This is a genomic window from Tersicoccus phoenicis (assembly GCF_001968835.1).
Taxonomy (GTDB): domain Bacteria; phylum Actinomycetota; class Actinomycetes; order Actinomycetales; family Micrococcaceae; genus Tersicoccus; species Tersicoccus phoenicis.
Genome location: NZ_MRDE01000068.1, coordinates 166,193 through 192,965, shown reverse-complemented (window position 1 = coordinate 192,965; position 26,773 = coordinate 166,193). Strand labels below are relative to the sequence as shown.

General features: G+C 72.1%; 22 protein-coding genes and 1 pseudogene. 11 read left to right on the top strand and 12 right to left on the bottom strand.

What is annotated here, in order from left to right:
• Positions 1 to 152 precede the first annotated feature (152 nt).
• The gene (locus BKD30_RS11070; RefSeq protein ID WP_076704634.1) at positions 153 to 371 is read right to left on the bottom strand and encodes a hypervirulence associated TUDOR domain-containing protein; all 219 of its coding nucleotides are present in this window, start codon (positions 369 to 371) and stop codon (positions 153 to 155) included.
• A 211-nt stretch (positions 372 to 582) separates the two neighbouring features.
• On the opposite strand from BKD30_RS11070, the gene BKD30_RS11065 reads away from it, so the two are divergent.
• The gene (locus BKD30_RS11065; protein ID WP_076704633.1) at positions 583 to 1,206 is read left to right on the top strand and encodes an NAD(P)-dependent oxidoreductase; all 624 of its coding nucleotides are present in this window, start codon (positions 583 to 585) and stop codon (positions 1,204 to 1,206) included.
• Positions 1,207 to 1,683: 477 nt separating this feature from the next.
• Here BKD30_RS11065 and BKD30_RS11060 read toward each other — a convergent pair whose 3' ends face one another.
• From BKD30_RS11060 to BKD30_RS11020, 9 genes are all read right to left on the bottom strand, one after another.
• Positions 1,684 to 2,595, bottom strand: coding sequence for a type 1 glutamine amidotransferase (locus tag BKD30_RS11060; RefSeq protein ID WP_083956340.1), 912 nt, complete (start codon positions 2,593 to 2,595; stop codon positions 1,684 to 1,686).
• Positions 2,592 to 3,083, bottom strand: a complete 492-nt coding sequence (locus BKD30_RS11055; protein ID WP_076704630.1) for a DUF2087 domain-containing protein — start codon at positions 3,081 to 3,083, stop codon at positions 2,592 to 2,594. Before BKD30_RS11055 ends, BKD30_RS11060 begins: the two co-directional genes overlap by 4 nt.
• Positions 3,084 to 3,133: 50 nt before the next feature.
• Complete coding sequence (locus BKD30_RS11050; RefSeq protein ID WP_083956339.1) at positions 3,134 to 4,087, bottom strand: inositol monophosphatase family protein; 954 nt, start codon at positions 4,085 to 4,087, stop codon at positions 3,134 to 3,136.
• Positions 4,087 to 6,279: an NAD-dependent DNA ligase LigA gene (gene ligA / locus BKD30_RS11045; RefSeq protein ID WP_083956338.1), complete on the bottom strand. Its 2,193-nt coding sequence runs from the start codon at positions 6,277 to 6,279 to the stop codon at positions 4,087 to 4,089. The genes BKD30_RS11050 and ligA overlap by 1 nt, the downstream gene beginning before the upstream one ends.
• Positions 6,280 to 6,350: 71 nt before the next feature.
• Entirely contained in the window at positions 6,351 to 7,172 is an 822-nt protein-coding gene (locus BKD30_RS11040) for a PP2C family protein-serine/threonine phosphatase (protein WP_076704628.1), read from the bottom strand.
• Positions 7,173 to 7,334: 162 nt separating this feature from the next.
• Positions 7,335 to 8,399 (bottom strand): adenylate/guanylate cyclase domain-containing protein, encoded by a 1,065-nt coding sequence (locus tag BKD30_RS11035; protein ID WP_083956352.1) that lies wholly within the window; start codon positions 8,397 to 8,399, stop codon positions 7,335 to 7,337.
• A gap of 70 nt (positions 8,400 to 8,469) precedes the next feature.
• Positions 8,470 to 9,135: a PH domain-containing protein gene (locus tag BKD30_RS11030; protein ID WP_076704625.1), complete on the bottom strand. Its 666-nt coding sequence runs from the start codon at positions 9,133 to 9,135 to the stop codon at positions 8,470 to 8,472.
• Positions 9,132 to 10,010 (bottom strand): biotin--[acetyl-CoA-carboxylase] ligase, encoded by an 879-nt coding sequence (locus BKD30_RS11025; RefSeq protein WP_076704623.1) that lies wholly within the window; start codon positions 10,008 to 10,010, stop codon positions 9,132 to 9,134. The genes BKD30_RS11030 and BKD30_RS11025 overlap by 4 nt, the downstream gene beginning before the upstream one ends.
• A gap of 85 nt (positions 10,011 to 10,095) precedes the next feature.
• Positions 10,096 to 10,980, bottom strand: a complete 885-nt coding sequence (locus BKD30_RS11020; protein ID WP_076704621.1) for an SDR family oxidoreductase — start codon at positions 10,978 to 10,980, stop codon at positions 10,096 to 10,098.
• A gap of 380 nt (positions 10,981 to 11,360) precedes the next feature.
• Here BKD30_RS11020 and BKD30_RS11015 point away from each other — a divergent pair, with 380 nt between their 5' ends.
• A complete protein-coding gene (locus tag BKD30_RS11015) occupies positions 11,361 to 12,944 on the top strand; it encodes an acyl-CoA carboxylase subunit beta (RefSeq protein WP_076704619.1) in 1,584 nt (527 codons plus the stop codon).
• 48 nt (positions 12,945 to 12,992) lie between these two features.
• Positions 12,993 to 13,223: an acyl-CoA carboxylase subunit epsilon gene (locus BKD30_RS11010; protein WP_076704618.1), complete on the top strand. Its 231-nt coding sequence runs from the start codon at positions 12,993 to 12,995 to the stop codon at positions 13,221 to 13,223.
• Positions 13,224 to 13,438: 215 nt separating this feature from the next.
• Here BKD30_RS11010 and BKD30_RS17105 read toward each other — a convergent pair.
• Positions 13,439 to 13,612 (bottom strand): annotated as a pseudogene (locus tag BKD30_RS17105) (RES domain-containing protein); the annotation flags it as partial.
• A 143-nt stretch (positions 13,613 to 13,755) separates the two neighbouring features.
• Between BKD30_RS17105 and BKD30_RS11000 the strand changes: the two are divergent.
• From BKD30_RS11000 to BKD30_RS10980, 5 genes are all read left to right on the top strand, one after another.
• A complete protein-coding gene (locus tag BKD30_RS11000) occupies positions 13,756 to 15,456 on the top strand; it encodes a DUF885 domain-containing protein (protein WP_076704617.1) in 1,701 nt (566 codons plus the stop codon).
• Positions 15,457 to 15,607: 151 nt separating this feature from the next.
• On the top strand, positions 15,608 to 17,053 hold the full coding sequence (locus tag BKD30_RS10995) for a dicarboxylate/amino acid:cation symporter (RefSeq protein WP_076704616.1): 1,446 nt from the start codon (positions 15,608 to 15,610) through the stop codon (positions 17,051 to 17,053).
• Between the two features lie 85 nt (positions 17,054 to 17,138).
• Complete coding sequence (locus BKD30_RS10990) at positions 17,139 to 17,804, top strand: Maf family protein (protein ID WP_408033376.1); 666 nt, start codon at positions 17,139 to 17,141, stop codon at positions 17,802 to 17,804.
• Positions 17,805 to 17,959: 155 nt separating this feature from the next.
• Entirely contained in the window at positions 17,960 to 19,732 is a 1,773-nt protein-coding gene (locus BKD30_RS10985) for an acetyl/propionyl/methylcrotonyl-CoA carboxylase subunit alpha (protein ID WP_076704615.1), read from the top strand.
• A 193-nt stretch (positions 19,733 to 19,925) separates the two neighbouring features.
• Positions 19,926 to 21,359 carry an MFS transporter gene (locus BKD30_RS10980; RefSeq protein ID WP_076704614.1) on the top strand — a complete coding sequence of 478 codons (1,434 nt, stop codon included), beginning with the start codon at positions 19,926 to 19,928 and terminating at the stop codon, positions 21,357 to 21,359.
• 155 nt (positions 21,360 to 21,514) lie between these two features.
• Here the strand turns inward: BKD30_RS10980 and BKD30_RS10975 are convergent, their stop codons facing one another.
• Positions 21,515 to 22,963 carry an NAD(P)H-quinone dehydrogenase gene (locus tag BKD30_RS10975; protein WP_235861636.1) on the bottom strand — a complete coding sequence of 483 codons (1,449 nt, stop codon included), beginning with the start codon at positions 22,961 to 22,963 and terminating at the stop codon, positions 21,515 to 21,517.
• 136 nt (positions 22,964 to 23,099) lie between these two features.
• Here BKD30_RS10975 and BKD30_RS10970 point away from each other — a divergent pair, with 136 nt between their 5' ends.
• From BKD30_RS10970 to deoC, 3 genes are all read left to right on the top strand, one after another.
• The gene (locus BKD30_RS10970; RefSeq protein WP_076704611.1) at positions 23,100 to 23,906 is read left to right on the top strand and encodes a purine-nucleoside phosphorylase; all 807 of its coding nucleotides are present in this window, start codon (positions 23,100 to 23,102) and stop codon (positions 23,904 to 23,906) included.
• Positions 23,907 to 24,026: 120 nt separating this feature from the next.
• Complete coding sequence (locus tag BKD30_RS10965; protein ID WP_083956334.1) at positions 24,027 to 25,850, top strand: phospho-sugar mutase; 1,824 nt, start codon at positions 24,027 to 24,029, stop codon at positions 25,848 to 25,850.
• 155 nt (positions 25,851 to 26,005) lie between these two features.
• Positions 26,006 to 26,710 carry a deoxyribose-phosphate aldolase gene (gene deoC / locus BKD30_RS10960; protein ID WP_076704685.1) on the top strand — a complete coding sequence of 235 codons (705 nt, stop codon included), beginning with the start codon at positions 26,006 to 26,008 and terminating at the stop codon, positions 26,708 to 26,710.
• Positions 26,711 to 26,773: the final 63 nt, after the last annotated feature.

Below are 26,773 nucleotides of genomic sequence, written 5' to 3'. Positions count from 1 at the left end.
CTCCATCCTACGGCGGGCCGCGACGCGGCATCTCCCCCGGGATCGTGCGTCCGCATTGCCGCCGTCTTCGTCGTTGGCCCGTTGTTCGCGGCAATCGACTGCAGAGCCGGCGAACAAGTCGTCCATGACCTCGGACGGTCCCTGCCCTCGGCTCAGTCCGCCTTGTCGAGCGACTCCGGCTTGTGGACGGCCTCCTTGCCGGTCTTGTCGCTCTCGACCAGGTACTGCGGGTCGTCCTTGTCGGCACGGACGGTACGGCCGGCTGCCTCGGTGTCCTCGGTGATCTTCTTCTGCACCGTGCCTTCGACCGTCTGCCCGTGGCTGCGCCACTCGACCTTCTCGCCCTTGCGCAGATTCTTCTCGTCGCTCATCACGCCACCCTAGCGGCGGGTCGCTCGATGATCGAGAGGTCCCGGGAGGCAGCCACCTCTTCACAACGACCGGATCCGGCCCGACAATGACGATCACGGGGACCTTGCATGACCCCGTCTCCGCCTGCTCCTTTCTCGCACGCTGATCGGCGCCGGCGACGGTGCCGACGGGTGCGATGCGTTGGTCATCCCACGAGAACGGAGCGAGGTCATGAAGGTTCTGATCGTCGGGGCGGCCGGGAAGACCGGCCGAGCCACCGTCGCCCGAGCCGTGCGGGCCGGCCACGAGGTCACCGCCTTCGTGCATCGGCAGCCCGAAACCGCTCTCCCGGGGGCGCGTTCGATCGTGGGCGACGCAACCGACCCGGACGCCGTCGACGCCGCGGTTCGGGGGCAGGATGCTGTCATCGACACGGTCGGCGGGCCGGTGCCCTGGCGACGGACCACGCTCGAGACCGACGTCGCCCGCGCCATCATCGCGGCGATGGATCAGCACGGCGTCCGACGACTGATCGTCACGTCGTCCGTCGGCGTGGGCGACAGCATGGCCGCTGTCGCGCCCGGTCTCCGCGTGTTCCTGCCGACGTTCCTGCGGGGTGCGATACGGGACAAGGACGCGATGGAGGCGGCGGTGCGCGCCAGCGGTCTGGACTGGGTGATCGCCAGGCCGGCCCTGCTGACCAACCGAGCGGCCACCGGCGACATCTGTGTCCAGCCCGGGAGCTCCCGGACCCGCGCCCGTTCTCTCACGCGTTCCGACCTCGCCGACTTCCTCGTCGCCGAGCTCACGCGGGACGATCATCTGCGCACCGCCGTCACGGTCGCCAACGGCTGACGCGCCGCGCGGCCGGCCAGTTGCGGGTCCGACCTTCACGGCCCGACCGGTCACGGCCGGACCGGTCATCGTCGTCGGCCTCCGCGGTCGTCGCCGGACTTTGCGTTCCGCCACGAGAACCCCGACGTCGGTCGTCATCGGCCTCCGCGGTGTCGCCACTGGGACCGTTCCTACCGTTGACACAGTGACCAACACCGCCTCAGCGGGAGGAACTGTCCCACTGGGCACGATCCGGCTCCACGGATTGCGGCTGCGGTTGACAGGGTCCGGCCATCACGGTCCGGGCGTCGGCCTCCGCGGTCGTCATGGGCCTCCGCGGTCGTCGTCGGTCTCCGCGGCCCCCGCCACTGGGACCGTTCCTACCGTTGACACGGTGACCAACACCGCCTCAGCGGGAGGAACTGTCCCACTGGGCTTGACGTCGGCCGCGCCGCGGGCCGAGCCCGGTAGCCCGGTAGCCCGCCGACCCAGTAGCCCTCAGCCGAGCGCGGCACGCTCGGCGCAGCGGCGCGCGAACGACGTGAACACCGGCGTGAACGGCGTGGCGATTGATTCGTGCTCGGCGGCGAACGCGATGCGCAGCGCAGCGGCGGCCGCGTCGGGCTCTTCACCGGGCCCGGCCAGGTCGGCACGCATCTCCGGTTCAGCCAGCCAGCGGTCGAGCATCGACGGCGTCAGCTCGGGGTGGAACTGCAGACCGAGCGCGCTGCCGACGGCGAACGCCTGCACCGGGCATCCGGCCGACGAGGCGAGCACGACGGCGCCGTCGGGCGCGTCGACGTTGTCATCGTGCCACTGCAGCACCGTCGTCTCGCCGACCGGCAGGCCCAATCCATCGAGCAACCCATGGCCGGCGGTGTTCCCGAGACCGTCAGGCAGATGGTTCTCCACCGGTTGACCGAGGCCCCGCGTGGCATCCGTGACGTCGGTCGGCTGCCCGGCGCCCGGCGCGAACCCGAGACCGTCAGGGCCGACGCCCGGCGGCCGTGACCCGGCGCCGGTGAATTCCACCGGGGCGAGACCGACCTCGTGGGTGACCCCGGCGTGCAGGCAGCCGCCCAGGGCGGTGGCGATGATCTGGTGGCCGAGGCACACGCCGAGCACGGGCAGGCCGGCGGTGACGGCGGCCCGGACGATCTCGGCCTCGCGGGCCAGCCCTGGGTGGGTGTCGTGGTCGTCGGCGCGCATCGGCCCGCCCATGAGCACGACGCCGGCGAGGTCGGGGATCGCGGGCAGGACGTCATCGGGCCGGTCGATGAGGTTCCTCACGGTCATGGGCAGCCCGGCAGCCCGCAGGGCGTCACCGATCAGGCCGGGACCTTCCCACGGGCTGTGCTGCAGGACGAGCACGGGCGGTGCCGTGCGGGGCGACGGAACCCGGGCGGTCATGCGCTGCGCCAGTAGAGGCTGCCGTCGGCCTCGCGGGTGAGGAACCCGGAGTCGACGAGCGCGCGCCGCAGGGCGGGGACGTCGCGGGTGACGGTGGCCAGCAGGCGGTTGACTTCCGCCTCGGTCAGCACGTCCTCGACACCGAACAGGCGGATCGCCAGGTGGCCGAGCAGCTCGTCCCGGTCCTCGGTGCGGCGCGGGACGGCGGTGATGCGGCCGTCGTGGAAGAACCGATCGACGCCGGTGGGCTGTGGCGACGCCGAGGCGGCGAGAGCGGTGGCGAACACGGAACCGGAGACGACCGGCGCGCCGTCGGGACCCGTGGTGAGCAGTCCCGCGTCGGACAGCTTCCGGATCTCGCGCGGGTCGAGCCGGTCGACACCGTGAGCGACGGCGAGGCCGTACGCAAGCCGAAGCTTGTCGTTGGCCAGGGCGGCGAACACCCGCTGCCAGGGCACGGACGCACTGCTGTCGTCGGACGCGGTCATGGCGTCATGCTTACCACGCGGTCGCGCCCAGCCTCACCCCGGGCCGACCCTCACTCCAGGTCCAGATCCAGGTCGAGGCGCCGGGCCTCGTGCCGGCTGGTGGCCGCCGTGATGCCTTCCTCGCGCCACTGACCGGCGGGGTCGGCGAGCGCGGTGGACGCGGTCGAGCGGTGCACCCAGCACCCGGCCTCCTGCGCGATCAGGGCGCCCGCGGCCCAGTCGTGCTCGTGCAGCCCGCTCTCCCGGAAGGCATCGAGGGTGCCGTCCGCCACCAGGCACAGGTCCAGGGCGGCCGAGCCGAGCCGCCGCACGTCCGCGAACGCGCTCATCAGGCCCTCGAGCTCGTTGAACTGCCGGGTGCGGGACGAGCCGTTGTAAGAGAACCCGGTGGCGAGCAGCCGACCCGGCCGTTCCGGGTCCGGACCCGTGAGCCGCCGCGGGCGGTCCTGCGCGGCGTCGCCGATCAGCCGTCGTCGCCATGCTCCTCGTCCGGCCGCGGCCGAGTACTCCACCCCGAGCGCCGGGGCGTTGACGACGCCGGCGAGCCATCGCCCACCCGCGCCGATGACCGCGACGGACGTGGCGTAGTAGACGATGCCGCGGATGAAGTTCGTCGTCCCGTCCAGCGGATCGACGGACCAGCGCAGCCCGGAACCGTCGGTCGGAACCGCGGCGTCGTCGGACCCCGAGGTGCCGAACTCCTCACCGCTGACGACGTCGTCGGGCCGCTCGGCGGAGAGCACCGCCCGCACCGCGCGTTCGGCGGCCAGGTCGTAGGAGGTGACCCAGTCCGAGTCGGACGATTTGGTGGTCGCGTCCATCCGCCACTCGTCGGTGCCCCCGGCGACGGCGTCCGCCAACACGGCGGCGCCGGCCGCGGCGGCCCGACGGGCGGTCGCCAGCAGCGCGTCGAGATCGACCGGTCCGTCGGTCCCGTCGACCGGAGCGCCTGCCGGTGCAGCGCCGGCCGTATCGCGCGGAACACCCTCGCCATTGACGCTCATCACGCCTCCCCGGTGGCGAGCAGCGCCTCGAACCCGGCCTCGTCGAGCACCGTCACGCCGAGCTGCTCGGCCTTGTCCGCCTTGGTCCCGGCGTTCTCCCCCACCACCACGTAGTCGGTCTTCTTCGAGACGGAGCCGGCGGCCTTCCCCCCGCGGGTGAGGATGGCCTCCTTCGCCTCGTCGCGGCTGAAGTTCTGCAGCGAGCCGGTGACGACGACGGTCAGCCCGGTCAGCGTGCGCGGCACCGACTCGTCGGACTGGTCCGCCATCCGCACTCCGGCGGCGGCCCACGTGTCGACGATCTCCCGGTGCCAGTCCTCGGCGAACCACTCGATCAGCGCCTCGGCGATGGTCGGGCCCACCCCGTCGACGTGAGCCAGCTCCTCGACGCCGGCCGCCCGGATGGCGTCCATCGACCCGAACGCCCCGGCCAGAGCGCGGGCGGCGGTCGGCCCGACGTGCCGGATGCTCAGGGCCACCAGCACCCGCCACAGCGGCTGGCGCTTGGCCTTCTCCATCTCCTCGAACATGTGCCGGGTGTTCGCGGTCGGCTCCGGGGGCTTCTTCGCGGTGCCGCGCGTGTAGAAGTAGGGCACTAGCTCGGTCGTTCCCGTGGGCACGCCCTTGACCTTCTTCTCCCGCTCGATCCGCACGTCGGCGAGCTTCCCGGGTGTCAGGTCGAACAGGTCCGCCTCGGTGGTCAACGGCGGGGTCGCCGGCTCGGCGGGCGCCGTCAGGGCGATGGCCGCCTCCCAGCCGAGCGCTTCGATGTCGAACGCCCCGCGGCCGGCGACGTGGAACACGCGCTCGCGCAGCTGCGCCGGGCAGGAGCGGGCGTTGGGGCAGCGGATGTCGGCGTCGCCCTCCTTGGCCGGGGCCAGCTCCGTGCCGCAGGACGGGCAGTGGGTGGGCATGACGAAGTCCCGCACCGGCGGGTCCTGCGCCTCCCGCAGGGCGACGACGGGACCGACGATCTCGGGGATGACGTCGCCAGCCTTGCGCAGGACGACGATGTCGCCGATCTTCACGCCCTTGGCCTTGACCACGTCCTGATTGTGCAGGGTGGCCATCTCGACGGTGGAGCCGGACACCTTGACCGGGGTCATCACCCCGTACGGAGTCACCCGGCCGGTGCGGCCGACGTTGACCTGGATGTCCAGGAGTTTGGTGTTGACCTCTTCCGGCGGGTATTTGTAGGCCACCGCCCAGCGGGGCACTCGCGAGGTGTGGCCGAGCCGGCGCTGCGTGTCCAGGTCGTCGACCTTGATCACGATGCCGTCGATCTCGTGCCGCAGGTCGTGCCGGTGCTCGCCGTAGTGCTCGATGAACGCGAGCACGTCGTCGTAGGTGGCCAGCACCTTCGTGTAGGGCGAGACGGGCAGCCCCCACCCGGCGAGCAGGTCGTAGGTGCCGGACTGGGTGGTGGCGGTCAGCCCCTCGCGGACGCCGATGCCGTGCACATAGACGTGCAGGTGCCGGGACGCGGTGACCTTCGGGTCCTTCTGCCGCAGCGACCCGGCGGCGGAATTGCGCGGGTTGGCGAACGGCGCCTTCCCGCTGGCCACCATCTGCTCGTTCAGGACGAGGAAGTCGGCGCTCGGGATGAACACCTCGCCGCGCACCTCGAGCCGCTCGGGCCAGTCCGACCCGCTCAGCCGACGCGGCACGTCCTCGATGGTGACGACGTTGGCGGTGATGTCCTCCCCGGTGACGCCGTCGCCGCGGGTGGCGGCCCGGACCAGGACGCCCTTCTCGTACAGCAGGTTGACCGCGAGGCCGTCGATCTTGACCTCGGTCAACCAGGCCGGCGCGGGCAGGTGCAACTGCTCGATCTGCGCCTCGGCGCGGGTGAACCAGGCGCGCAACTCGTCGAGGGAGAACACGTCGTCGAGGCTGTAGAGGCGCTGCAGGTGCGTGACCGGGCTGAAGGCGGCGGAGACCTCGCCGCCGACCTCCTGGGTCGGCGAGTCGTTGGTCTTCAGCTCGGGGTGCAGCGCCTCGAGCTCCTCCAGCCGCCGGTACAGCCGGTCGTATTCGGCGTCCGAGAGCGTCGGCGCGTCATTGGTGTAGTAGGCGACCCGGGCGCTACGGACGGCGTCGACGGTCTCGTCGTACTCGCCCTGCAGGGCCTGCGCCGGGGCCTCGGACTCGGGGATCTCCGCCTCTGTGCTCACGGCTCCATCTTGCCCCACCCCACCGACCGAACTGCAGGGCCGGCTGCTGCCGGGCGGCCGGCGATCCGGTGCGCGGCGCGGCGTGGACGCTAGCCCGCGGTGGCCGATCCCGTGGCGTCGCCGCGCCCCTCCGCGTCGCCGGCGTCGTCCGCGGCCCCGGACCCGCCGACGACGTCGATCACGACGACGGTGATGTTGTCCCGGCCGCCGTTCGCGAGCGCGGCCTGGACCAGGGTGTCGGCGGCGGCCTGCGGGTCGGCCACGGCGTCGAGCACGCGTCCGATCGCCTCGTCGGGGACCTCCACGGTCAGCCCGTCGGAGCACAGCAGGATCCGCTCCCCCGGTTCGAGCGGCAGCAGCCAGAAATCGGCGGCGATGTCGACACCGGTGCCCAGCGCCCGGGTGACCACGTGCCGCCGCGGGTGGACCAGGGCCTCCTCGGGGGTGATGTGTCCGAGGTCGACGAGCTCCTGGACCTCCGAGTGATCGACGCTGATCTGCCGCAGCCGGTGCTGGTACAGCCGGTAGCTGCGGGAGTCCCCGACGTTGAAGAAGAGCCAGTACGGCCGGCCGGCCTCGCGGGTGAGGACGACGCCGGTCAGGGTGGTACCCGCACGAGAGCCCGTCTCCTCGCGGATCCGCGCGTCGGCGGCCTCGAGCAGTTCCTGCACCTGCGCCGCGGTGGCGTCGGTCCGGGCCAGCAACTCGGATTCGCCGAGGGTGCGCACGCAGACGCCGCTGGCCACTTCCCCGGCCTCGTGCCCGCCCATCCCGTCGGCCACCGCGAACAGGGTGTCGGTGACGATCAGGGAGTCCTCGTTCAGTTCCCGGCGCAGGCCGCGGTCCGTCGTGAAGCCGGAGACGATGCGCACGACGTCGTCGGCGCCCTCGGCCGTGGTGGTCTCAGTCATCGTCCGGTCATCCTAGCCGCCATGGGTCGCGGTTCCCCACCGTCGACTGGTTGGTGGACGCGCGTTCGGCGGCAGCGGAGCGACTCGTTCGCGCACCTCTTGACCAGTCGAGGCGGAGATGCGGAGGTGCGGAGGTGCCGATGCTCGGCCGGAACCCCGGGATCAGTCGAGGACGAGGCCGGCGCCCTCGCCCCGGGTCAGCAACACCGGGTGCACCTCGCCGAATCCCCGGAGATTGGCGCTCTCCTGCGGGGTCAGCACGAATCGTTCGTTGCCGGCCAACAGTTGCGCTGTCGGCTCATCGGTCAGCACCGTGCCGATGTCCGCGATCGCCGTCAGGCGCGAGGCCATGTTGACCGTCGGCCCGTAGACGTCGCCGAGACGGGGCAGGATCCGGCCCCAGACCACGGCACCTCGGGTGGCGGGCATGTCCGGGTCGCCCGCGAACCGGGTGGCCAGGGCCAGGGCGATCTCCGCTCCCGCCTGCGGGGTGTCGGCGATGTACAGCACCTCGTCGCCGACGGTCTTGATCATCCGCCCGCCGCCGACCGAGATGATCTCCGCGCAGCGGGCCTCGAAGGTGGTGACGAGGCTGGCCAGGGTCTGTTCGTTCATCCGGCGGGACAACGAGGTGTACGAGACGAGGTCGGCGAAACCGACGGCGCGGGCGATCGGCAGTTCGGCCTCCCGGCGCGCCGGATGCCGCCCGCCGCTGGCCCAGCGCCGTTGCGACTCGGTGCGCACGGCGAGCCGCTGGACGCCCTCGTTGAGCTGGCGGCGCCAGGCGTAGCTGAGCAGTTCCTGCAGCGGTTCGATCATCGCCGGCAGCTCGGCGATCAGCCGCTCACGTGCCTCGGTGTCCGAGATGCCGAGGTGGGCGACCATGTCCTCGACGATGGCCTCGATCTGCCAGATCACCATCCGGTCCGTCATCTGGCCGAACGCGCGCGCGATCGAGATCGCCGCCTCCTCGCTGATCAGGCCGTCGCGGACGAGCCCGGTAGCCGTGCGCAGTGCCTCCAGGTCCCGCTCGGTGAACGCGACGGCGGACTCGTCGACGTTGGCGAACCCCATGGCACGCCACAGCCGGCGGGCCCAGCGCAGCGACACCCCGGCGTTCTTCGCGACCTGCCGTCGGCTGAGGGTGTGGTCGCCGCCGAGGATCCGCGCCTCGATGGAGGTCGCCTGCCGAGAACCGATCCGTGGCAGCTCCGTGGTCAGCGGCATGGGATCCCCGTCGAGACCCACGGATCGCTCACGCCCGTCTCGGCCGCGCACGTGCCGGCCCCGGGGTCGGTCAGCGGCCACGCGTCCCCCCGGGCAGGGAAAAGGGGGTCATGGCCGACGTCGGACCGGCCGGCCCCGGCCAGCCGGCACCGGGGTAGTGAGCACCGGGGTAGTCGGCGCCGGGGTGACCGGGCCCCGGGTAACCGGCCATCGGATGGCCCGGCCTCGATCGATTGACGGCGTCCGTGACGACGTCGGCGAATCGGCGCACGTGCGGCGCGTCGGGCAGCACCAGGCGCCCCGACACCGCATCGAGGTACAGGTCGCCCGCGCGCACCAGTCGCTGCCGCAGATTCTGGCTGATGTGCACGTGCAGGACGCCGGCCAGCCACACCTGCGTGGACCCACGGCGGCCACCGTCGCGGCGGATCATCCGCGCCGTGGTGAGCACATAGCGGGTATGGTGCCAGCGCAGGAACGGGCGCAACACGAAGACACCCGCGGCCGCTGCGGCCGCGACCACGACGGCGAGCAGCAGGACCGGCTGCACCGAGACGAGCACCGGGTCGGTGTGGCGGCGGCTCAGCCAGCCGAGCGAGAAGCCGGCGACGGCGACGATGACCAGGAGCACCACAAAGGATCCGACCAGCCGGTGGGCCCGCGGCCGGGTCACCACGAGTACCTCCTCCCGCGGGTCGGCGCCGCGGAGCAGCCGGCGCAGGGCGCGGGAGGTCACGTCCCCTCCTCGGTACGCAGGTGCACGACGTCGGCGGCATGGATGTCGTGCTGGGCCAGGTCGGAGCCGATCACCTGCAGGGCGCCGTCGGCGGCCAGGCCGGTGGCCTCGCCCACGAGGTCGGACCCGTCGGGCAACTGCACCCGGACCCGCCGGCCCAGTGTCCCCATCCGCAACGACACGGCCCGGATCAGACTGGTGCCCTCACCGGCCGCGGTGGGGTCCCCGGAGCGGGTGCAGAAGGTGCGGTAGTGGCCGGCGAACGCGGCGAGGAACGCCGTGGCCACGTCCGTGGGGTCGAGCCGACGGGAGCCTGCCGCGGCCAGGGACGTGGCGGTCGGCACGGGCAGTGCCCCGGCTGCCTGATTGACGTTGATACCGCATCCGAGGATCACGGCAGGTGGCGTGCCGTCACCGGTGCCCGCCAGCTGAGCGAGGATGCCGGCGATCTTGCGTTCGTGCACGAGGACGTCGTTGGGCCACTTGATCGTGGCGGTCACGCCGTCGGCACCACCGACGGACTCCGCCAGGGCGAGGGCGGCGAGCAGGGTGAGCCAGCCGTACGTCTGGGTGGGCAGCGGCCGGCCGGACGGAGCGGTCGGGCGCAGGACGAAACTGATCGCCAGGCCGGCGCCGGGTTCGATCACCCAGGACCGGTCCAGCCGTCCACGGCCGGCGTCCTGGTTGGTGGTGAGCAGCGCGCTGAGGTCCGGCCAGGCCTCCGGCTGGGAAACCGCGGCCGACGCGGCGTCGGCGTTCGTCGACCCGGTGCGCTCCACCACCGTGGTCCGTGCCCACGGCCCCGCCGGCGGGAGCAGCTCGCCTTCCATGCGCCTCTGGTCCAGAACCGGAGACGCGGGGACGGACGGGGTCATGCGGTCAGTCTATCCAGTACCCGTTCGGGCATCGGGGCCGCGCCGTTCGTCGACGTCCTGCATGGATACCGGGCGAAAGACCCGGTCAGCGCGGACCCGGGTCACCGGAGGGGTCATCGGAACCGTCGGACAGGAAGATGTCCGGGAGCAACCGGACGGGATCGGCTCCCGGGACGGGCGCGACCACGCTGTACGGGCGGAAGTCGGTGCAGCCGGCCTCGCGCAGCACCTGCTCGTCGGTGAAGAAGTTGCCCGTGGTGGTGGCGGCGTCCCGGGTGAGGACGGCGTGCGCGGCGTCGGCCATGATCTCCGGCTTCCGGGCGGCGCGCACCAGCCGCTCCCCGCCGGGCATCGCGCGGATCGCGGCGGTGTCGATCAACGTGCAGGGCCACAGGGAGTTCACGCCGATCCCGCGAGGTGCCAGCTCCCGGGCCAGGCCCAGGGTCGTCAAGCTCATCCCGTACTTCGCCATGGTGTAGGCCAGGTGCTTGCCCGCCCAGTAGGGGGTGAGGTTCAGCGGCGGCGACAGCGTCAGGATGTGCGGGTTGGCCGACCGGGACAGCGCCTCGATGCTCAGCTTCGAGAGCAGGAAGGCGCCGCGCACGTTGATGTCGGCCATCAGGTCGTAGCGCTTCATGTCGATGTCCGTCGTCGTGGCGGTGTCGATCGCCGACGCGTTGTTCACGACGACGTCGATGCCGCCGAACCGCGCGATCGTCCGCTCCACCGCGCGCGCGACGTCGTCGTCGTTCCGCACGTCGCCCACCACCGCGAGCCCGGCGCCGCCGGCGGCCTCGATCTGCTTGACGGCGGTGTGCACGGTGCCCGGCAGCTTGGGGTGCGGGGTGTCCGTCTTGGCCAGCAGCGCGACGTTCGCCCCGTCCCGGGCGGCGCGGACGGCGATGGCCAGGCCGATGCCGCGGCTGCCGCCGGACATGAGGATCGTGGAACCGGAAAGAGTGCTGCTCATGGGCCCATCCTAGCCGCATGTTACTGACCAGTAACCCGGCAAGGTCGCTTCCTGGGCTCGCCGATCGAGCGGAGCCGCTCCGTCGAGCGTGCGGATGACGCAGGCATTCGACCCGAATGACACCGCCATCCGCACAATCGGCGACCCCTCTGCGAACGCGTTCGAGAATCGCCCCTGACTTTGTCGGCTTCCTACAACGGTCGGCTCGACAGTGCTGGCTAGACTTGCACGAGTTCGCTCGCGTCGCGCCCGTTGTTGTGCGGAACCTCCAGAAGGCGCGCGGTCGTGACGGCCCCGTCCGGTGCACTCGGGCGTTACCACGCGATGACGCGCGAGAATCCCGGACCCATCCCCCCGGAACCCCAGGAGCCGAAGACCAGATGAGTATCGATCTGACCACCACCGCCGGCAAGATCGCGGAGTTCCGCCGCCGGCAGCAGGAGTCAACGGTCCCGTCCGGTCCGGCCGCCGTCGAACGCCAGCACGCCCGCGGCAAGGGCACCGCCCGCGAGCGCATTGACCAGCTCGTGGACGAGGGCTCCTTCGTCGAGTTCGACGCCCTCGCGGTGCACCGCTCCACCGCGTTCGGCATGGAGAAGAAGAAGCCCCTCGGCGACGGCCTGGTCTCGGGGTACGCCACCGTCGACGGGCGGCTGGTCGCCCTCTACAGTCAGGACTTCACCGTCTACGGCGGCTCCCTGAGCCAGGTCAACGGCGAGAAGATCGTCAAGGTGCAGGAGTTCGCGCTGCGCAACGGCTGCCCCGTGATCGGCATCAACGACGGTGGTGGCGCGCGGATCCAGGAGGGCGTCGCGTCGCTGGCCATGTTCGCGGACATCTTCCGGAACAATGTGCACGCCTCCGGCGTGGTCCCGCAGATCAGCCTGATCATGGGCCCGTGCGCCGGCGGCGCCGCCTACTCCCCCGCCCTGACCGACTACGTCGTGATGGTGGACAAGACCAGCCACATGTTCATCACCGGCCCGGACGTGATCAAGGCCGTCACCGGCGAGGACGTGGACATGGAGTCCCTCGGCGGCGCGCGCCAGCACAACGCGAACACGGGCACCGCCACCTACCTGGCCACCGACGAGACCGACGCCCTCGACTTCGTCCGGGAGCTGCTCGAGTTCCTCCCGTCGAACAATCTGGCCGAGGCGCCCCACCTGGACTTCGCGGAGGAGCCGGATCCCACCGTCGAGGACGCGGCGCTGGACACCCTCATCCCGGACTCCGCGAACCAGCCGTACGACATGCGCACGGTGATCGAGACCGTGGTCGACGACGGGCACTTCCTCGAGATGCAGGCGCTGTACGCGCCCAACGTGCTGATCGGCTACGCCCGGATCGAGGGCACGACGGTGGGCATCGTCGCGAACCAGCCGATGCAGTTCGCCGGCACGCTGGACATCAACGCCTCCGAGAAGGCCGCCCGGTTCGTGCGGCACTGCGACGCCTTCAACATTCCCATCGTCACGCTGGTGGATGTGCCCGGGTTCCTGCCCGGCAAGGACCAGGAGTTCAACGGCATCATCCGGCGCGGCGCGAAGCTGCTGTTCGCGTACGCGGAGGCGACGGTCCCGCTGGTCACCCTGATCACCCGCAAGGCCTACGGCGGGGCGTACATCGTGATGGGCTCGAAGAAGCTCGGTGCGGACGTCAACCTCGCCTGGCCGACGGCGCAGATCGGGGTGATGGGTGCCCAGGGCGCCGTCAACATCCTGTACCGGGCGGACCTGAAGGCCACGGCCGAGGCCGGGCAGGACGTCGACGCACGGCGCGCCGAGCTGATCGAGCACTACGAGGAGGAACTCCTCAACCCCTACCAGGCGGCCGAGCTCGGCTACGTCGACGCCGTCATCGCCCCCGCCGACACCCGGCTGCAGATCGTGCGGGCGCTGCGCGCCCTGCGCGACAAGCGTGCCTCCCTGCCGGCCAAGAAGCACGGCAACATTCCCCTGTAGATCGCACCGACTGCCACGCCGATACCCGCCCTTCGTGGAGGAGAACCCATGACCATCACCGTTCCCGGCACCGACACCGATCCCGAGCCCCTGCTGCAGGTGCTCGCCGGCAATCCGACCGCCGAAGAACTGGCGGCCCTCACCGCGGTCGTCGCCACGCTCGGCACGGCCGAGGAGGAGGCGCACGAGCACGACCGCAGCTGGCAGCGGCGCGCGGCCCTGCGGATGCGGCCCGCCCCGGGCCCGGGCGCCTGGCGCCGGAGCTCGCTGCACCGCTGACGTCCCGACGGATCCGTTGCCGGCCGGGTCGTTCCCGGCCCGCGACGCGCACGTGACGGCCAGCCCGCACCACCGAGGTCCGCGCGGGCGGGCCACCAGCGGATGTCGACGTGCAGGGCGGCGCAGAAGTCGGTGAGCCAGGCGCGGTCGGGATCCAGCCCGAAGGCCCGGGCGACGGTGGGATCCACGACCAGCCCGCCGGATCCGACGCGGTCGCCGAACAGGACGTAGGCGTGGTCGGTGTTGCACCGGTGACTCAGCCAGACGGCACCGTCGAAGCCGGCGCGGTGGGCTGCCTCCGCCCAGGCCACCGTCTCGCCGTACCGGTCCGCGGCCGTCGCGGTGATGTCGCCCGCCTCGACCTTCAGCGCCCGCAGCCCCGTGCCCATGAAGGCGGCCAGGGTCAGCGGCCGGGCCGGGTAGCAGCCGCCGAGAACCGTGTGCTCGTAGTCAGGCGGCCTCCATCGTCGTTCGACGCGGCGGCACCCGCCGGTGCCGGGCCCCCGGTCCGCGTACCGTTAGGCTCGTCCCCGTGACCGACACCACAGGCCCCGAGGCCACCCGCACCCCGACCACCCTCGATGAGCTGGCGAACACGTACACCCAGACCCTGTTCGACCTCGATCCCGCCTTCGCCACCGTGATGGGCAAGCCCGGCCGCGAGACCGAGTACCGCGACTACTCGCCCGACGGGTACCGGGCCGACGCCGACGCCGCCCGCAGCACGCTCGACGCCGCCGCGTCGCTACGCCCCGAGGACGACGTCGACGTCGTCACCCTCGACGCGCTGAACGAGCGACTCGGCCTGGCACTGGAGATCCACGAGGCCGGCCACGACATCGGCGAACTGAACAACATCGCCTCCCCGGCGCAGGAGATCCGCAACGTCCTGGACCTGATGCCGACCGACACCGCCGAACAGTGGTCCCACCTCGCCGGCAAGCTGGCCAACATCCCGGCCGCCCTCGACGGGTACGTCGCCTCCCTGCGCGCCGCGGCCGACCGGGGGCGCATCGCCGCCGTCCGGCAGGTCGACACGGTGATCGAGCAGGCCGGCCGCTACATCGCCGACGACGGGTACTTCGCCGGCCTGGTCGCCGGCGCCCGCACCGGTGACGGCGACCTGCCCGCCTCCGTCGCCGCCGACCTGGCGCGCGGCGCCGACGCCGCTCGCGCCGGATACGCGAAGCTCCGGGACTACCTCGCCACCGAACTGCGCCCGCTGGCACCCACCGAGGACGCCGTCGGGCGCGAACGCTACGCCCTGCACTCGCGGCAGTTCCTCGGCTCGGCCGTCGACCTGGACGAGACCTACGCCTGGGGTGTCGCCGAACTGGACCGGATCATCGCCGAACAGGAGGAGGTCGCCGGGCAGATCAAGGCCGGGGCGAGCGTCCCCGAGGCGATCGAGATCCTCGACGCAGACCCCGCCCGGCAGCTGAACGGCACCGAGGCGCTGCGGGCCTGGATGCAGACCACCTCGGACGAGGCCGTCGCCGCGCTGGCCGGCACCCACTTCGAGATCCCCGAGATCATGCGCACCGTGGAGTGCCGGATCGCCCCCACACAGGAGGGCGGCATCTACTACACCCCGCCCGCCGACGACTTCTCCCGGCCGGGCCGGATGTGGTGGTCCGTGCCCGCGGGCGAGGACACCTTCACCACGTGGAAGGAGAAGACGACCGTCTACCACGAGGGTGTGCCCGGTCATCACCTGCAGATGGGCTACCAGACGGTCAAGAAGGACGTGCTCAACAGCTGGCGGCGCAGTGCCTGCTGGGTCTCCGGGCACGGCGAGGGCTGGGCGCTGTACGCGGAGCGGCTGATGGCCGACCTGGGCTACCTCGACGACCCGGGCGACCGGCTCGGCATGCTCGACGCCCAGCGGATGCGTGCGGCGCGGGTCGTGTTCGACCTGGGCGTGCACCTGGGCCTGCCGGTGCCGGAGCGGTGGGGATCCGGTACCTGGACCGCCGACACCGGCCGCGCGTTCCTGCGCAAGAACATCGCCATCTCCGACGGGCAACTGGACTTCGAGTTCACCCGCTACCTCGGCTGGCCCGGGCAGGCCCCGGCCTACAAGATCGGCCAGCGACTCTGGCAGCAGATCCGCGACGACGTGCGCGCCCGCGAGGGCGACGGGTTCGATCCCCGGGCATTCCACACCCGCGCGCTCTCCCTCGGCTCGGTCGGCCTGGACACCCTGCGCCGGGCGCTGATCCCCGCCGCCTGATCGCGTTCTTCACCCGCCGGCTCGTCAAGGGACGCACCAGGGGTGCCGGTTCGCGACCACCTCAGTGGACGAGCCGGCGGGTGACTGACGTTACGTCACAGTTCGACATATTCACTTCACTTTGATATAGACCACCGACTAGTCTCTTTCGGTGACTTCCCAGACTTCCGCGTCGCAGCGACGCGCCCGCACCCTGCCGCGGTGGATGACGTCCTTCGGACCGCAGATCATCGCGGCCCTGATCGTCGGCCTGGCGCTCGGCCTCGCCGCCAAGGCCATCGGCGGGGACCCGAAGACCTCCCCCAACGCCCTGATGACGACGTTGAGCACGATCGGCTCGAGCTACGTCTCGCTGCTGACGGCCGCCGTCGTCCCCCTGGTCTTCACCGCCGTCGTCAGCTCCATCGCCAACCTGCGGCAGGTCTCCAACGCCGCCCGGCTCGCCTGGAACACCCTGCTCTGGTTCGGGATCACCGCGTTGATCGCCGTCACCATCGGCATCGGGCTCGGTGTGCTGCTGCAGCCGGGCAGGACCGCCAGCGCCGCACCGCCGGCCGACTACAGCGGCACGACCGGCAGCTGGTGGGCCTTCCTGCAGGGTCTGATCCCGGTCAACTTCCTCGGCCTCGGGGCCAAGACCACCATGACCGACGGTGCCGCCGCCACGGCCGTCAACTTCAACGTCCTGCAGATCCTGGTGATCGCGATCGCCGTCGGCATCGCGGCCCTGAAGGTCGGCAGAGCGGCCGAGCCGTTCCTCAATCTCACCGCCTCCGCCCTCGCGGTCATCCAGAAGGTGCTGTGGTGGATCATCCGCCTCGCCCCGATCGGCACCGTCGGCCTGATCGGCCGCGCCGCCGCCGAGTACGGCTGGGACACCATCGGATCGCTGGGCATGTTCATCCTCGCCGTCTACATCGGCCTGATCCTGGTCGGGTTCGTCGTCTACCCGGTCCTGCTGCGGCTGCATCACCTGAGCATCAAGCAGTTCTTCTCCGGTGTCTGGCCCGCCACCCAGATGGGCTTCGTCTCCCGCTCCTCCATCGGCACCATGCCCCTGACCCAGCGGGTCACCGAACGGAACCTCGGGGTGCCCTCCAGCTACGCGTCCTTCGCCGTGCCGCTGGGCTCGACCACCAAGATGGACGGCTGCGCGGCCATCTACCCGGCCGTCGCCGCGATCTTCGTGGCGCAGTTCTTCGGGGTGGACCTGAACCTCGGCCAGTACCTGCTGATCGTCGTCGTCTCCGTCCTCGGCTCCGCCGCGACGGCGGGCACCACCGGCGCGACCGTGATGCTCACCCTGACCCTGTCGACCCTGGGGCTGCCGCTGGCCGGTGTCGGTCTGCTGCTGGCGATCGACCCCATCCTCGACATGGGCCGCACCGCGCTCAACGTCACGGGACAGGCCCTCGTGCCGACGATCGTCGCCAAGCGCCGGGGGCTGCTCGACGAGACGCTCTACAACGCCCCGCGCACCGGCGAACCGTTCAACGACGACGCTCGCCGGGTCGCGGACGCGACGGTCGCCGCGCCGACGCAGTCCACCGGCGACGGCCAGCGCACCGACGCGGACCTGGCCGGCGTGCGCGCCTGAGCCGATCGCCTCCGTCCTCCGGGCCGGGTCGCCCCTGCTCCGGGGCGGCCCGGCCCGCGTCGTCCGCAGCGCTACGCTGGAGCGCGTGCCCGAGCTGACCCGTCCCCCTGAACTGATCCTTGCCTCCGCCTCCCCCGCCCGCACCAAGCTACTCACCGACGCCGGCATCGCCCACCAGGTCCGCGTCTCCGACGTGGACGAGGCCGCCGTCGTCGCCCGGCACGGCATCACCGACCCGGCCGAGACCGCCCTGCTCCTCGCCCGCGCGAAGGCCGAGGCCGTCGCCGCGGCCCTGGTCGGCGAGCCGGCCCGCGAGCACGGTGCCCTCGTGCTCGGCTGCGACTCGGTGTTCTCGTTCGACGGCGTCGCCCACGGCAAGCCGTACACGCCCGAGCGCGCGGCGGAGCGGATCACCGCGATGAGCGGCCGGTCCGGTGTGCTGTACACCGGCCACTGGCTGATCGACACCCGGCCCGGCCGCGGGCGGCGGGCACCCGACGGCGCGGCCGCCACCGGGGCGATCGCCAGTGCCGAGGTCCACTTCGTGACCATGACGGCGGCTGAGATCGCCGCGTACGTCGCCACCGGCGAACCGCTCGCCGTTGCCGGTTCCTTCACCATCGACGCCCGGGGGGCTGCCTTCATCCGCCGCGTTGACGGCGACGCGCACGCCGTCGTCGGCCTCTCCGTCACCACGCTGCGCACCCTGCTGAGCAGACTCGGTGAGGACATCACTGCGCTCTGGGCCTGACCCGGCCCACCGTCCCGGGCACGGCGACGACCGGTGGCGTTTTGTAGGGATACCACAACGATTCGGGCTCCGCAACGCGTGAACCCGGTCATCCGTAGGTCGAAGCCACCAACAGCGGTAGGGTTCCCCAAGATCACCGAAGGAGTTCACGTCCCGTGTCACGAGCCATCTCGAAAGTCCTCATCGCCAACCGCGGTGAGATCGCCGTCCGCGTCATCCGGGCCGCCCGGGACGAGGGAGTGGCCTCGGTGGCCGTGTACGCGGACCCGGACCGGGACGCCCTGCACGTGCGGTTGGCCGACGAGGCCTACGCCCTGGGCGGGACCACCGCGGCCGAGTCCTACCTCGTCATCACCAAACTGCTCGATGTCGCCCGCCAGTGCGGCGCCGACGCCGTGCATCCGGGATACGGTTTCCTCTCCGAGAACGCCGAGTTCGCGGCCGCGGTGATCGACGCCGGTCTGACCTGGATCGGTCCGCCGCCGGCGGCGATCGCCGCCCTCGGCGACAAGGTCTCGGCCCGGCACATCGCCGAGAAGGTCGGGGCTCCCCTCGTGCCCGGCACGGCGGACCCGGTGGCCTCCGCCGACGAGGTGCTCGCCTTCGCCGACGAGTACGGCCTGCCCCTGGCCATCAAGGCCGCCCACGGCGGTGGCGGCCGCGGCATCAAGGTCGCGCGCACCCGCGAGGAGATCCCGGAGCTCTACGAGTCGGCGGTGCGCGAGGCCACCGCCGCCTTCGGCCGCGGCGAGTGCTTCATCGAGCGGTTCCTCGACGCGCCCCGGCACGTGGAGACCCAGTGCCTCGCCGATGCCCACGGCGACGTCGTCGTCGTCTCCACCCGCGACTGCTCGCTGCAGCGGCGGAACCAGAAGCTGGTCGAGGAGGCCCCGGCGCCGTTCCTGGACGAGGCGCAGAACACCCGCCTGTACGCCGCGTCGAAGGCCATCCTGAAGGAGGCCGGCTACGAGGGGGCGGGCACCTGCGAGTTCCTGGTCGGCCGCGACGGCACCATCTCCTTCCTGGAGGTCAACACGCGCCTGCAGGTCGAGCACCCGGTGTCCGAGGAGGTCACCGGCCTGGACCTGGTCCGGGAGCAGTTCCGGATCGCCCGCGGCGAGGCGTTGGGTTACGACGACCCCGAGATCCGCGGCCACGCCTTCGAGTTCCGGCTCAACGGGGAGGATCCGGGCCGGAACTTCATGCCCACGCCCGGCACCCTGACGGCGCTGACGTTCCCGGCGGGGCCCGGCGTGCGCGTCGACTCCGGTGTCGAGGCCGGTGAGACGGTCAGCGGCAACTTCGACTCCATGATCGCCAAGCTGATCGTCACCGGCGCCAGCCGGCGGCAGGCGCTGGAACGGTCCCGGCGCGCCCTGGCCGAGCTCGTCATCGAGGGGATGCCGACCGTCGCCCCGTTCCACCGGGCCGTCGTCGTCGACCCCGCTTTCGCCCCGGAGGACGGGTCGCCCTTCGCGGTGCACACCCGCTGGATCGAGACCGAGTTCGCCAACACCATCCCGCCGCACGCCTCGGCCGGGTCCGACACCGGCGAGGACGACCGGCAGCGCGTCACCGTCGAGGTCGGCGGGAAACGGTTGGAGGTCGTGCTGCCCTCGTTCATCTCCTCCACGGTCAAGTCCGCCTCGACCGCGGTGCGGGCGTCGCGGAAGCCGCGCGGTGCTCGCTCGGCGGCCACGCCGGCCGCGAACGGGGACGCCCTCACCTCGCCGATGCAGGGCACCATCGTCAAGGTCGCGGTCACCGACGGGCAGGCCGTCAGCGAGGGCGACCTCGTCGTCGTCCTGGAGGCGATGAAGATGGAGCAGCCGCTGACGGCGCACCGATCGGGCACCATCACGGGCCTGACGACGACGCCGGGAGCCACCGTCGCGGCGGGCGCGGTCATCGCCACCATCGCCGACTGACCGGGACCGGCTCGGCACGGCACGGCCCGGCAGGCCGAGGTTCCGCACCCCAGGGCGCGAGCCGGTGCGTCGGTGAGCCGCTGACGTACGCGGAGTGGCGGCGTCCAGCGCGGTCCATATGGCGGACAGGTTTGTCCGCCATATGATCGCGGGCGTAGATTTCCTGCGTCTCACTCGCACAAGGAGCGCTCCCATGGCCACATCACTGCCGGATCCGTCGGGCCCCGCCGCCACCGGCCGCACCGACACCCCCACCATCCCCCGTCGCCGCATCATCATCGCGAGCCTGGTCGGCACGTCGATCGAGTTCTACGACTTCTACGTCTACGCGACCGCCGCGATCTCGGTGTTCCCGCTGCTCTTCTTCCCGAAGGGCAACGAGGGCGCCGCCGTCCTCGCGTCCCTGGCGACGTTCGGCGTCGCGTTCGTCGCCCGGCCGATCGGCTCCGTCCTGTTCGGCCACTTCGGGGACCGGATCGGCCGCAAGGCCACCCTGCTCGGGTCGCTGCTGACCATGGGCATCGCCACGTTCCTCATCGGCCTGCTGCCGACGTACCAGCAGATCGGCGTGTTCGCGCCCGCGCTGCTGGCGATCATGCGCTTCTGCCAGGGCCTGGGCCTGGGCGGCGAGTGGTCCGGCGCCGCCCTGCTCACCACCGAGACCGCCGCGAAGGGCAAGCGTGCCTGGGCGGCGATGTGGCCACAGCTCGGCGCCCCGATCGGCTTCTTCTTCGCCAACGGCCTGTTCCTGGTGCTGACCCTGGCCTTCGGGCACGACTCGACGAAGCCGTTGTTCGACGGCCCCTTCCTGACCTGGGGCTGGCGGCTGCCGTTCCTGCTCTCCATCATCATCGTCGCGATCGGCCTGTACGTGCGGATCAAGCTGGAGGAGACCCCGGTCTTCGCCCGCGCCGTCGCCCGCGGTGAGAAGGTCAAAGCGCCCATCGGCGTCGTGTTCAAGCGCAACTGGGTGCAGGTCGTCCAGGGCACGTTCATCATGCTCGCCACCTACGGGGTGTTCTACCTGATGACGACGTGGGTGCTCTCGTACGCCATCGGCTCCCCGGCCCAGGGCAAGCTCGGCATCGGGTACGGCAACTTCCTGATCCTGCAGTTGATCGCGATCCTGTTCTTCGCCGCCTTCGTGCCGGTCTCCGGCTGGCTCGCGGACCGGTTCGGCCGGCGGTCCACCCTGCTGGTGATCACGGGCCTGATCATCGTCTTCGGCTTCTGCTTCGGCCTCTTCCTCGACCGGAACGCCATGGGCACCGGCGCGTCGGCCAACCTGGGCTTGATGCTGCTGTTCCTGTGCGTCGGGATGGCGTTGATGGGTCTGACCTTCGGCCCGATGTCCGCGGTGCTGCCCGAGCTGTTCCCCACCAACACCCGGTACACCGGCTCCGGCGTCGCCTACAACGTGTCCTCGATCCTCGGCGCCGCGATCACGCCGTTCGTCGCGGACGCCCTCGTGCAGAGCGTCGGCGTCGGCTGGGTCGGCATCTACCTGGCGTTCATGGGCGTGTTGACGTTCATCGCCCTGTGGTTCACTCGGGAGACCCGCCACCGGGATCTGGACACCCTGGAGGACGAGGTCGCGACCGTGGCGGTGGCGACCACCTCCCCGTAACACCGCGCCCTCCGCGGGCACTACCCGGGCACTACCCGGGCACTACCCGGGTCGACTGGTCAGTTGATGGCCGTTTCCGGCTCGAACGGGTCGGGAAACACCCAACAAGTGACCAGTCAGCCCCCGGGGGGGTGGCAGCCGCGGAAGCGGCGACCCTACTGGTGGACGTGGAGGCGGCGGGCGGCCTCGGCGATCGACCCCGACAGCGACGGGTACACCGTGAAGGTGGAGGCGACGTCGTCCACGTTCAGCTTCTGACTGACGGCGATGGCGAGCGGGTAGATCAGCTCCGAGGCGCGCGGGCCGACGACGACGCCGCCGATCACCGTCCCGGAACCCTGCCGGGCGAAGACCTTCACGAACCCGTCCTTGACGTGCATCATCTTCGCCCGCGCGTTCGACTTCAGGGACAGGGTGAACACGTCCGCCTGGTACCGGCCGGACTCGACGTCGGCCTCGGTCACGCCGACCGTCGCGATCTCGGGGGACGTGAAGATGTTCGACGAGACCTGCTTGATCCGCAGCGGCTTGACGGCGTCGCCGAGCAGATGGGCGACGGCGATCCGGCCCTGCATGGCCGCGACCGAGGCCAGCGGCATCACCCCGGTGCAGTCACCCGCCGCGTACACGTTGAACGCGCTCGTCCGGGAGACACCGTCGACGACGACGTGCCCGGCCTCCGTGGTCGCCACGCCCGCCTCCTCCAGCCCGAGATCCTCGGTGTTCGGCACGGCCCCGACGGCCAGCAGACAGTGCGAGCCCGCCACCGTGCTGCCGTCCGCGAGCGTGACGACGACGCCGTCCGCGGTGCGGGCGACCGCGTTGGCGCGGGTGCGGGGCAGCAGGTTCAGACCCCGCTTCTGCAGCACATCCTCCAGCACCGCCGCGGCATCGGGGTCCTCCCCCGGCAGCACCCGGTCCCGCGAGGAGACGAGGGTGACGTCGGAGCCGAGACCGACGAACGCGGACGCGAACTCGGCGCCGGTGACGCCGGAACCGATCACGATCAGGTGCTCGGGCAGCCGGTCCAGGTTGTAGACCTGCTTCCACGTCAGGATGCGCTCCCCGTCCGGCTGGGCCGCGGGCAGCACCCGCGGGCTGGCGCCGACGGCGAGCAACACGGCGTCGACCTCGATCCGTTCGGTCCCCGACCCGGTCGTCGCCTCGATGGTGTGATCGGCGCGCAGCCGGCCCCGCCCGCGGACGACGCGGACACCCTTGCGCTCCAGCGCGGCCTGGATGTCCGCTGACTGGTCCTTCGCCAGGGCCAGCAACCGCTGGTTGACACCGGCCAGGTCCGCCCACATGGCGGGAGCCGGCGTGGAGGTGTCCAGGCCCGGGGTGTCTCCGGTCGCACCACCCGCGGAAGCGAACTTGATCCCGAGGGCGTCCGCGTCGGCCGCGGCGGTCATCGCGTCCGCGGTGGCGATCAGGGTCTTGGAGGGCACGACGTCGGTGAGCACCGCGCTGCCGCCCACCCCGTGCGACTCCACGATGGTCACCTGGGCTCCCAGTGAGGAGGCGACCATGGCGGCCTCGTAACCGCCCGGTCCGCCACCGATGATCCCCAGACGCAACGACGAGTAGTCCAACTGATTGTTCACGGCGACCATTGTGGTCCATCGCTTCCGGCACGGCCAACGCGGCACCGAGCGCCCGGCGGACCAGCCGCGTGAACATGCACCGAGCGCCCGGCGGACGTGAGCCGCGTCATCCCCGCCAGCCGGTAGGGTCTGACGGGTGAGCAGCCCCGAGGACCCTTTCCCCCTGGCCGCGGCCGCGGCCGCCGTCATCGCCGAACGCACCGGCGTCCAGCAGCACGACGTCGGCCTCGTCCTCGGCTCCGGCTGGGGCGGTGCCGCCGAGTTGATCGGTGCCACCGTCGCCGAGCTGGACGCCGCCGACCTGCCCGGTTTCGCCCGGCCCGCGGTCGCGGGCCACGTCGGCACCATCCGGTCGCTGCGCACCGACGCCGGCCGGCACGTGCTCGTGCTCGGGGCCCGCACCCACTACTACGAGCACCGCGATGTGCGCGCCGTCGCCCACGGGGTGCGCACCGCCGCCGCCACCGGGGCCACCACCGTGATCCTGACCAACGGCTGCGGTGGTCTGCGCCCCGAGGTGGCCCCCGGCTCCCCCGTTCTGATCGCCGACCACCTCAACCTCACCGGGGCGTCCCCGCTGGAGGGTGCGACGTTCGTCGACCTGACCGACCTGTACTCGCCGCGGATCCGCGCCCTCGCGCGCGAGGTGGACCCCGAGCTGACCGAGGGGGTCTACGCCCAGTTCCCCGGCCCGCACTACGAGACGCCGGCCGAGGTGCAGATGGCCCGTGTCCTCGGCGCCGACCTGGTCGGCATGTCCACCGCCCTGGAGGCCATCGCCGCCCGGCACGCCGGCATGGAGGTGTTCGGCATCTCGCTGGTGACCAACCTGGGCGCCGGGATCAGCGACGAGCCCCTCAGCCACGCCGAGGTGCTGCAGGCCGGGCACGACGCCGGCCCCCGGATCAGTGCGCTCCTGGCCGGGATCGTGCGCCGGCTCTGACGCCCCGGGTCGCCCCGCCGTCACGGCACGCCGCCGCGGCGACCGCCCGCACGAACGCTCGATCACTCTTGTCACAGCCCCCGGGTCGCCGACACGCCAACCCACCCCGAGGAGAGTCCCATGAGCCTGCCGCGGACCCCGTCGTCCCCCACCACCAGCGCCGAGACCGGCGACGGCACCGCCGCGCAGACCGGCACCCTCGTGCGGGCGGCCCGGGTCTGGGCGGACGCCGACCCGGATCCCCGGACCCGGGCGGAGCTGCTGGCCGACCTCGCCGCGACGACGGCCGGCGACGAGGCCGCCCGGGAGCGGCTCGCCGGCGCCTTCGCCGGCCCCCTGACCTTCGGCACCGCCGGGCTGCGGGCGGCGCTGGGGCCCGGGCCGAACCGGATGAACCGGCTGGTGGTGCGGCAGGCCGCCGCGGGCCTGGCCCGGTACCTGCTCGACGTCGCCGACGGCGCCTGGACCCCGCGCGCGGTGATCGGCTTCGACGCGCGCCACAACTCCGCCGTGTTCGCCGCCGACAGCGCCGCCGTGCTGACCGCGGCCGGCATCGAGACGCTTCTGCTGCCGGCGGCCCTGCCCACCCCCGTGCTCGCCCGGGCGGTCCGCCGCCTCGACGCCGACGCCGGGGTGATGGTCACCGCGAGCCACAACCCGCCGCAGGACAACGGGTACAAGGTCTACCTCGGCGGCCGGGCCAGCGACGAGACCGGCCGCGGCGCCCAGATCGTCAGCCCCGTCGACGCCGCGATCGCCGAACGGATCCGCGCCGTCGATCCGGCCACCGTGCCGATGGCCGACGACGGGTGGACGGTCCTCGCCCCGGCGATCGCCGACGAGTACCGGGCCGGCGTCGTCGCGCTCTCCCGGCCCGAGCTGTTTCCCCCCCGGGCGGTGACGATCACGCTCACCCCGCTGCACGGGGTCGGCGGGGACCTGATGCGCGCCGTGCTGAGCGATGCCGGGTTCGGCGCGGTGCACCTGGTGCCCGAGCAGGCCGCCCCCGACCCGGACTTCCCCACCGTCGCGTTCCCCAACCCGGAGGAGCCGGGTGCGCTGGACCTGGCGCTCGCCGCGGCCCGCGAGCAGGGCGCCGACCTGGTCATCGCGAACGACCCCGACGCGGACCGGGTGGCGCTCGCCGTGGCGCACGAGGGCGACTACCGGGTGCTGACCGGAGACGAGACCGGCGCGCTGCTCGGTGCGCACCTGCTCGACCGGTGGCAGCGCGAACGAGCGGCCGCTGCGCCCGCCGCCCGCAGCAACCCGGCCGGCCCGGCCCCGGTGTTCGCCAACTCGATCGTCTCCTCCCGTCTGCTCTCCCGCATCGCCGAGGCGGCCGGCATCGAGCACCGGGTCACGCTCACCGGCTTCAAGTGGATCACCCGGACCCCGGGCCTGACCTTCGGCTACGAGGAGGCGCTGGGCTACTGCGTGGATCCGGCCGCCGTGCGGGACAAGGACGGCATCAGCGCCGGTCTGCTCGCCGCCGAGCTGGCCGCCGACGCGAAGGCGGACGGCCGCACCCTGGTCGACGTGCTGGAGGACCTCTCCGTGCGCCACGGTGTGCACCGCACCCGGCAGCTCTCCGTGCGGGTCACCGATCTCGGGTTGCTGGACGCCATGATGGGCCGCCTGCGGCAGACCGGCCCGACGGCGTTCGACGGGTCCGCCGTCGTGGTCGCGGTCGACCTGGCCGCCGGGGAGGCCGTGCCCGGGCTGGCTCCGCTGCCACCGACCGAGGGCCTGTACTGGGTGACCGAGGCAGGCAACCGGGTGATCGTCCGCCCCTCCGGCACCGAGCCCAAGCTCAAGTGCTACCTGGAGGTCGTCGTCCCGGCGGCGTCCCGGACCGATGTGGCGGCCGCGACCGCCCGGGCCGAGGCGTCCCTCGACGCGATCGTGGCGGACCTGCAGGCCCTGCTCGAGCTGCCTTCGTGAACCCTGGCGCGTCCACCCGGGTCGGCCGCACCGAGCCGGCCGCACCGAGCCGGCCGCACCGAGCCGGCCGCACCGAGCCGGCCGCACCGGCGGACCGCACCGGCGGACCGCACCGGGTGTGCGAGCATGGACCGGATCCCGACGAAAGGCCCACCATGCCCTCGAACCGCGTCGACGCGGCGTCCCTCACCGCGGCCGAGCTCGCCGGTTACCTCGACCACACGCTGCTCGCGCCGAACAGTGCACGGTCGGACATCCTCACCCTGTGCGCTGAAGCCGCCGAGCACGGATTCCGGTCGGTGTGCGTCAACCCGCTGTGGGTCTCCACGGCCCGGGAGGCACTACGCGGCACGGACGTGCTGACCTGTTCGGTCGCGGCGTTCCCGTTCGGCGCCACCCCCACCGACGCGAAGGTCCACGAGGCCCGCGGTGCCTGCCTGGACGGGGCGGACGAGGTCGACATGGTGATCACCATCCCGGCGGTGATCGCCCTGGACCGGCACGCCGTCGTCGCGGACATCGCCGCCGTCGCCGAGGCGGTGCACCAGAACCAGGCCATCGTCAAGGTGATCATCGAGACGTCGATGCTGACCGACGAACAGAAGGAGTTCGCCTGCCGGTGCGCCGTCGACGCCGGCGCCGACTTCGTCAAGACCTCCACCGGCTTCGGCGGCGGCGGGGCCACCGTCGCCGACGTCGCCCTGATGCGGCGTACCGTGGGCGAACACCTGGGGGTCAAGGCCTCCGGCGGCGTCCGCACCCGCGATGACGCGCTGGCGATGATCAACGCCGGCGCCAGCCGGATCGGCGCCAGCTCGGGGATCGCCATCGTCACCGGCGGTGCCGGCACCGGCTACTGAGCCCCCCGCCGCGCGCGTCCGGTCCGGACCGGGGCCGGGCGGGCCAGACCGGATCGGGGCGAG

Bases quoted from the DNA above. Each gene is read 5' to 3' on its own strand.
- BKD30_RS11070 (WP_076704634.1), bottom strand. From the start codon at position 371: ATGAGCGACGAGAAGAATCTGCGCAAGGGCGAGAAGGTCGAGTGGCGC.
- BKD30_RS11065 (WP_076704633.1), top strand. From the start codon at position 583: ATGAAGGTTCTGATCGTCGGGGCGGCCGGGAAGACCGGCCGAGCCACC.
- BKD30_RS11060 (WP_083956340.1), bottom strand. From the start codon at position 2,595: ATGACCGCCCGGGTTCCGTCGCCCCGCACGGCACCGCCCGTGCTCGTC.
- BKD30_RS11055 (WP_076704630.1), bottom strand. From the start codon at position 3,083: ATGACCGCGTCCGACGACAGCAGTGCGTCCGTGCCCTGGCAGCGGGTG.
- BKD30_RS11050 (WP_083956339.1), bottom strand. From the start codon at position 4,087: ATGAGCGTCAATGGCGAGGGTGTTCCGCGCGATACGGCCGGCGCTGCA.
- BKD30_RS11040 (WP_076704628.1), bottom strand. From the start codon at position 7,172: ATGACTGAGACCACCACGGCCGAGGGCGCCGACGACGTCGTGCGCATC.
- BKD30_RS11035 (WP_083956352.1), bottom strand. From the start codon at position 8,399: ATGCCGCTGACCACGGAGCTGCCACGGATCGGTTCTCGGCAGGCGACC.
- BKD30_RS11025 (WP_076704623.1), bottom strand. From the start codon at position 10,010: ATGACCCCGTCCGTCCCCGCGTCTCCGGTTCTGGACCAGAGGCGCATG.
- BKD30_RS11020 (WP_076704621.1), bottom strand. From the start codon at position 10,980: ATGAGCAGCACTCTTTCCGGTTCCACGATCCTCATGTCCGGCGGCAGC.
- BKD30_RS11015 (WP_076704619.1), top strand. From the start codon at position 11,361: ATGAGTATCGATCTGACCACCACCGCCGGCAAGATCGCGGAGTTCCGC.
- BKD30_RS11010 (WP_076704618.1), top strand. From the start codon at position 12,993: ATGACCATCACCGTTCCCGGCACCGACACCGATCCCGAGCCCCTGCTG.
- BKD30_RS10980 (WP_076704614.1), top strand. From the start codon at position 19,926: ATGGCCACATCACTGCCGGATCCGTCGGGCCCCGCCGCCACCGGCCGC.
- BKD30_RS10965 (WP_083956334.1), top strand. From the start codon at position 24,027: ATGAGCCTGCCGCGGACCCCGTCGTCCCCCACCACCAGCGCCGAGACC.
- deoC (WP_076704685.1), top strand. From the start codon at position 26,006: ATGCCCTCGAACCGCGTCGACGCGGCGTCCCTCACCGCGGCCGAGCTC.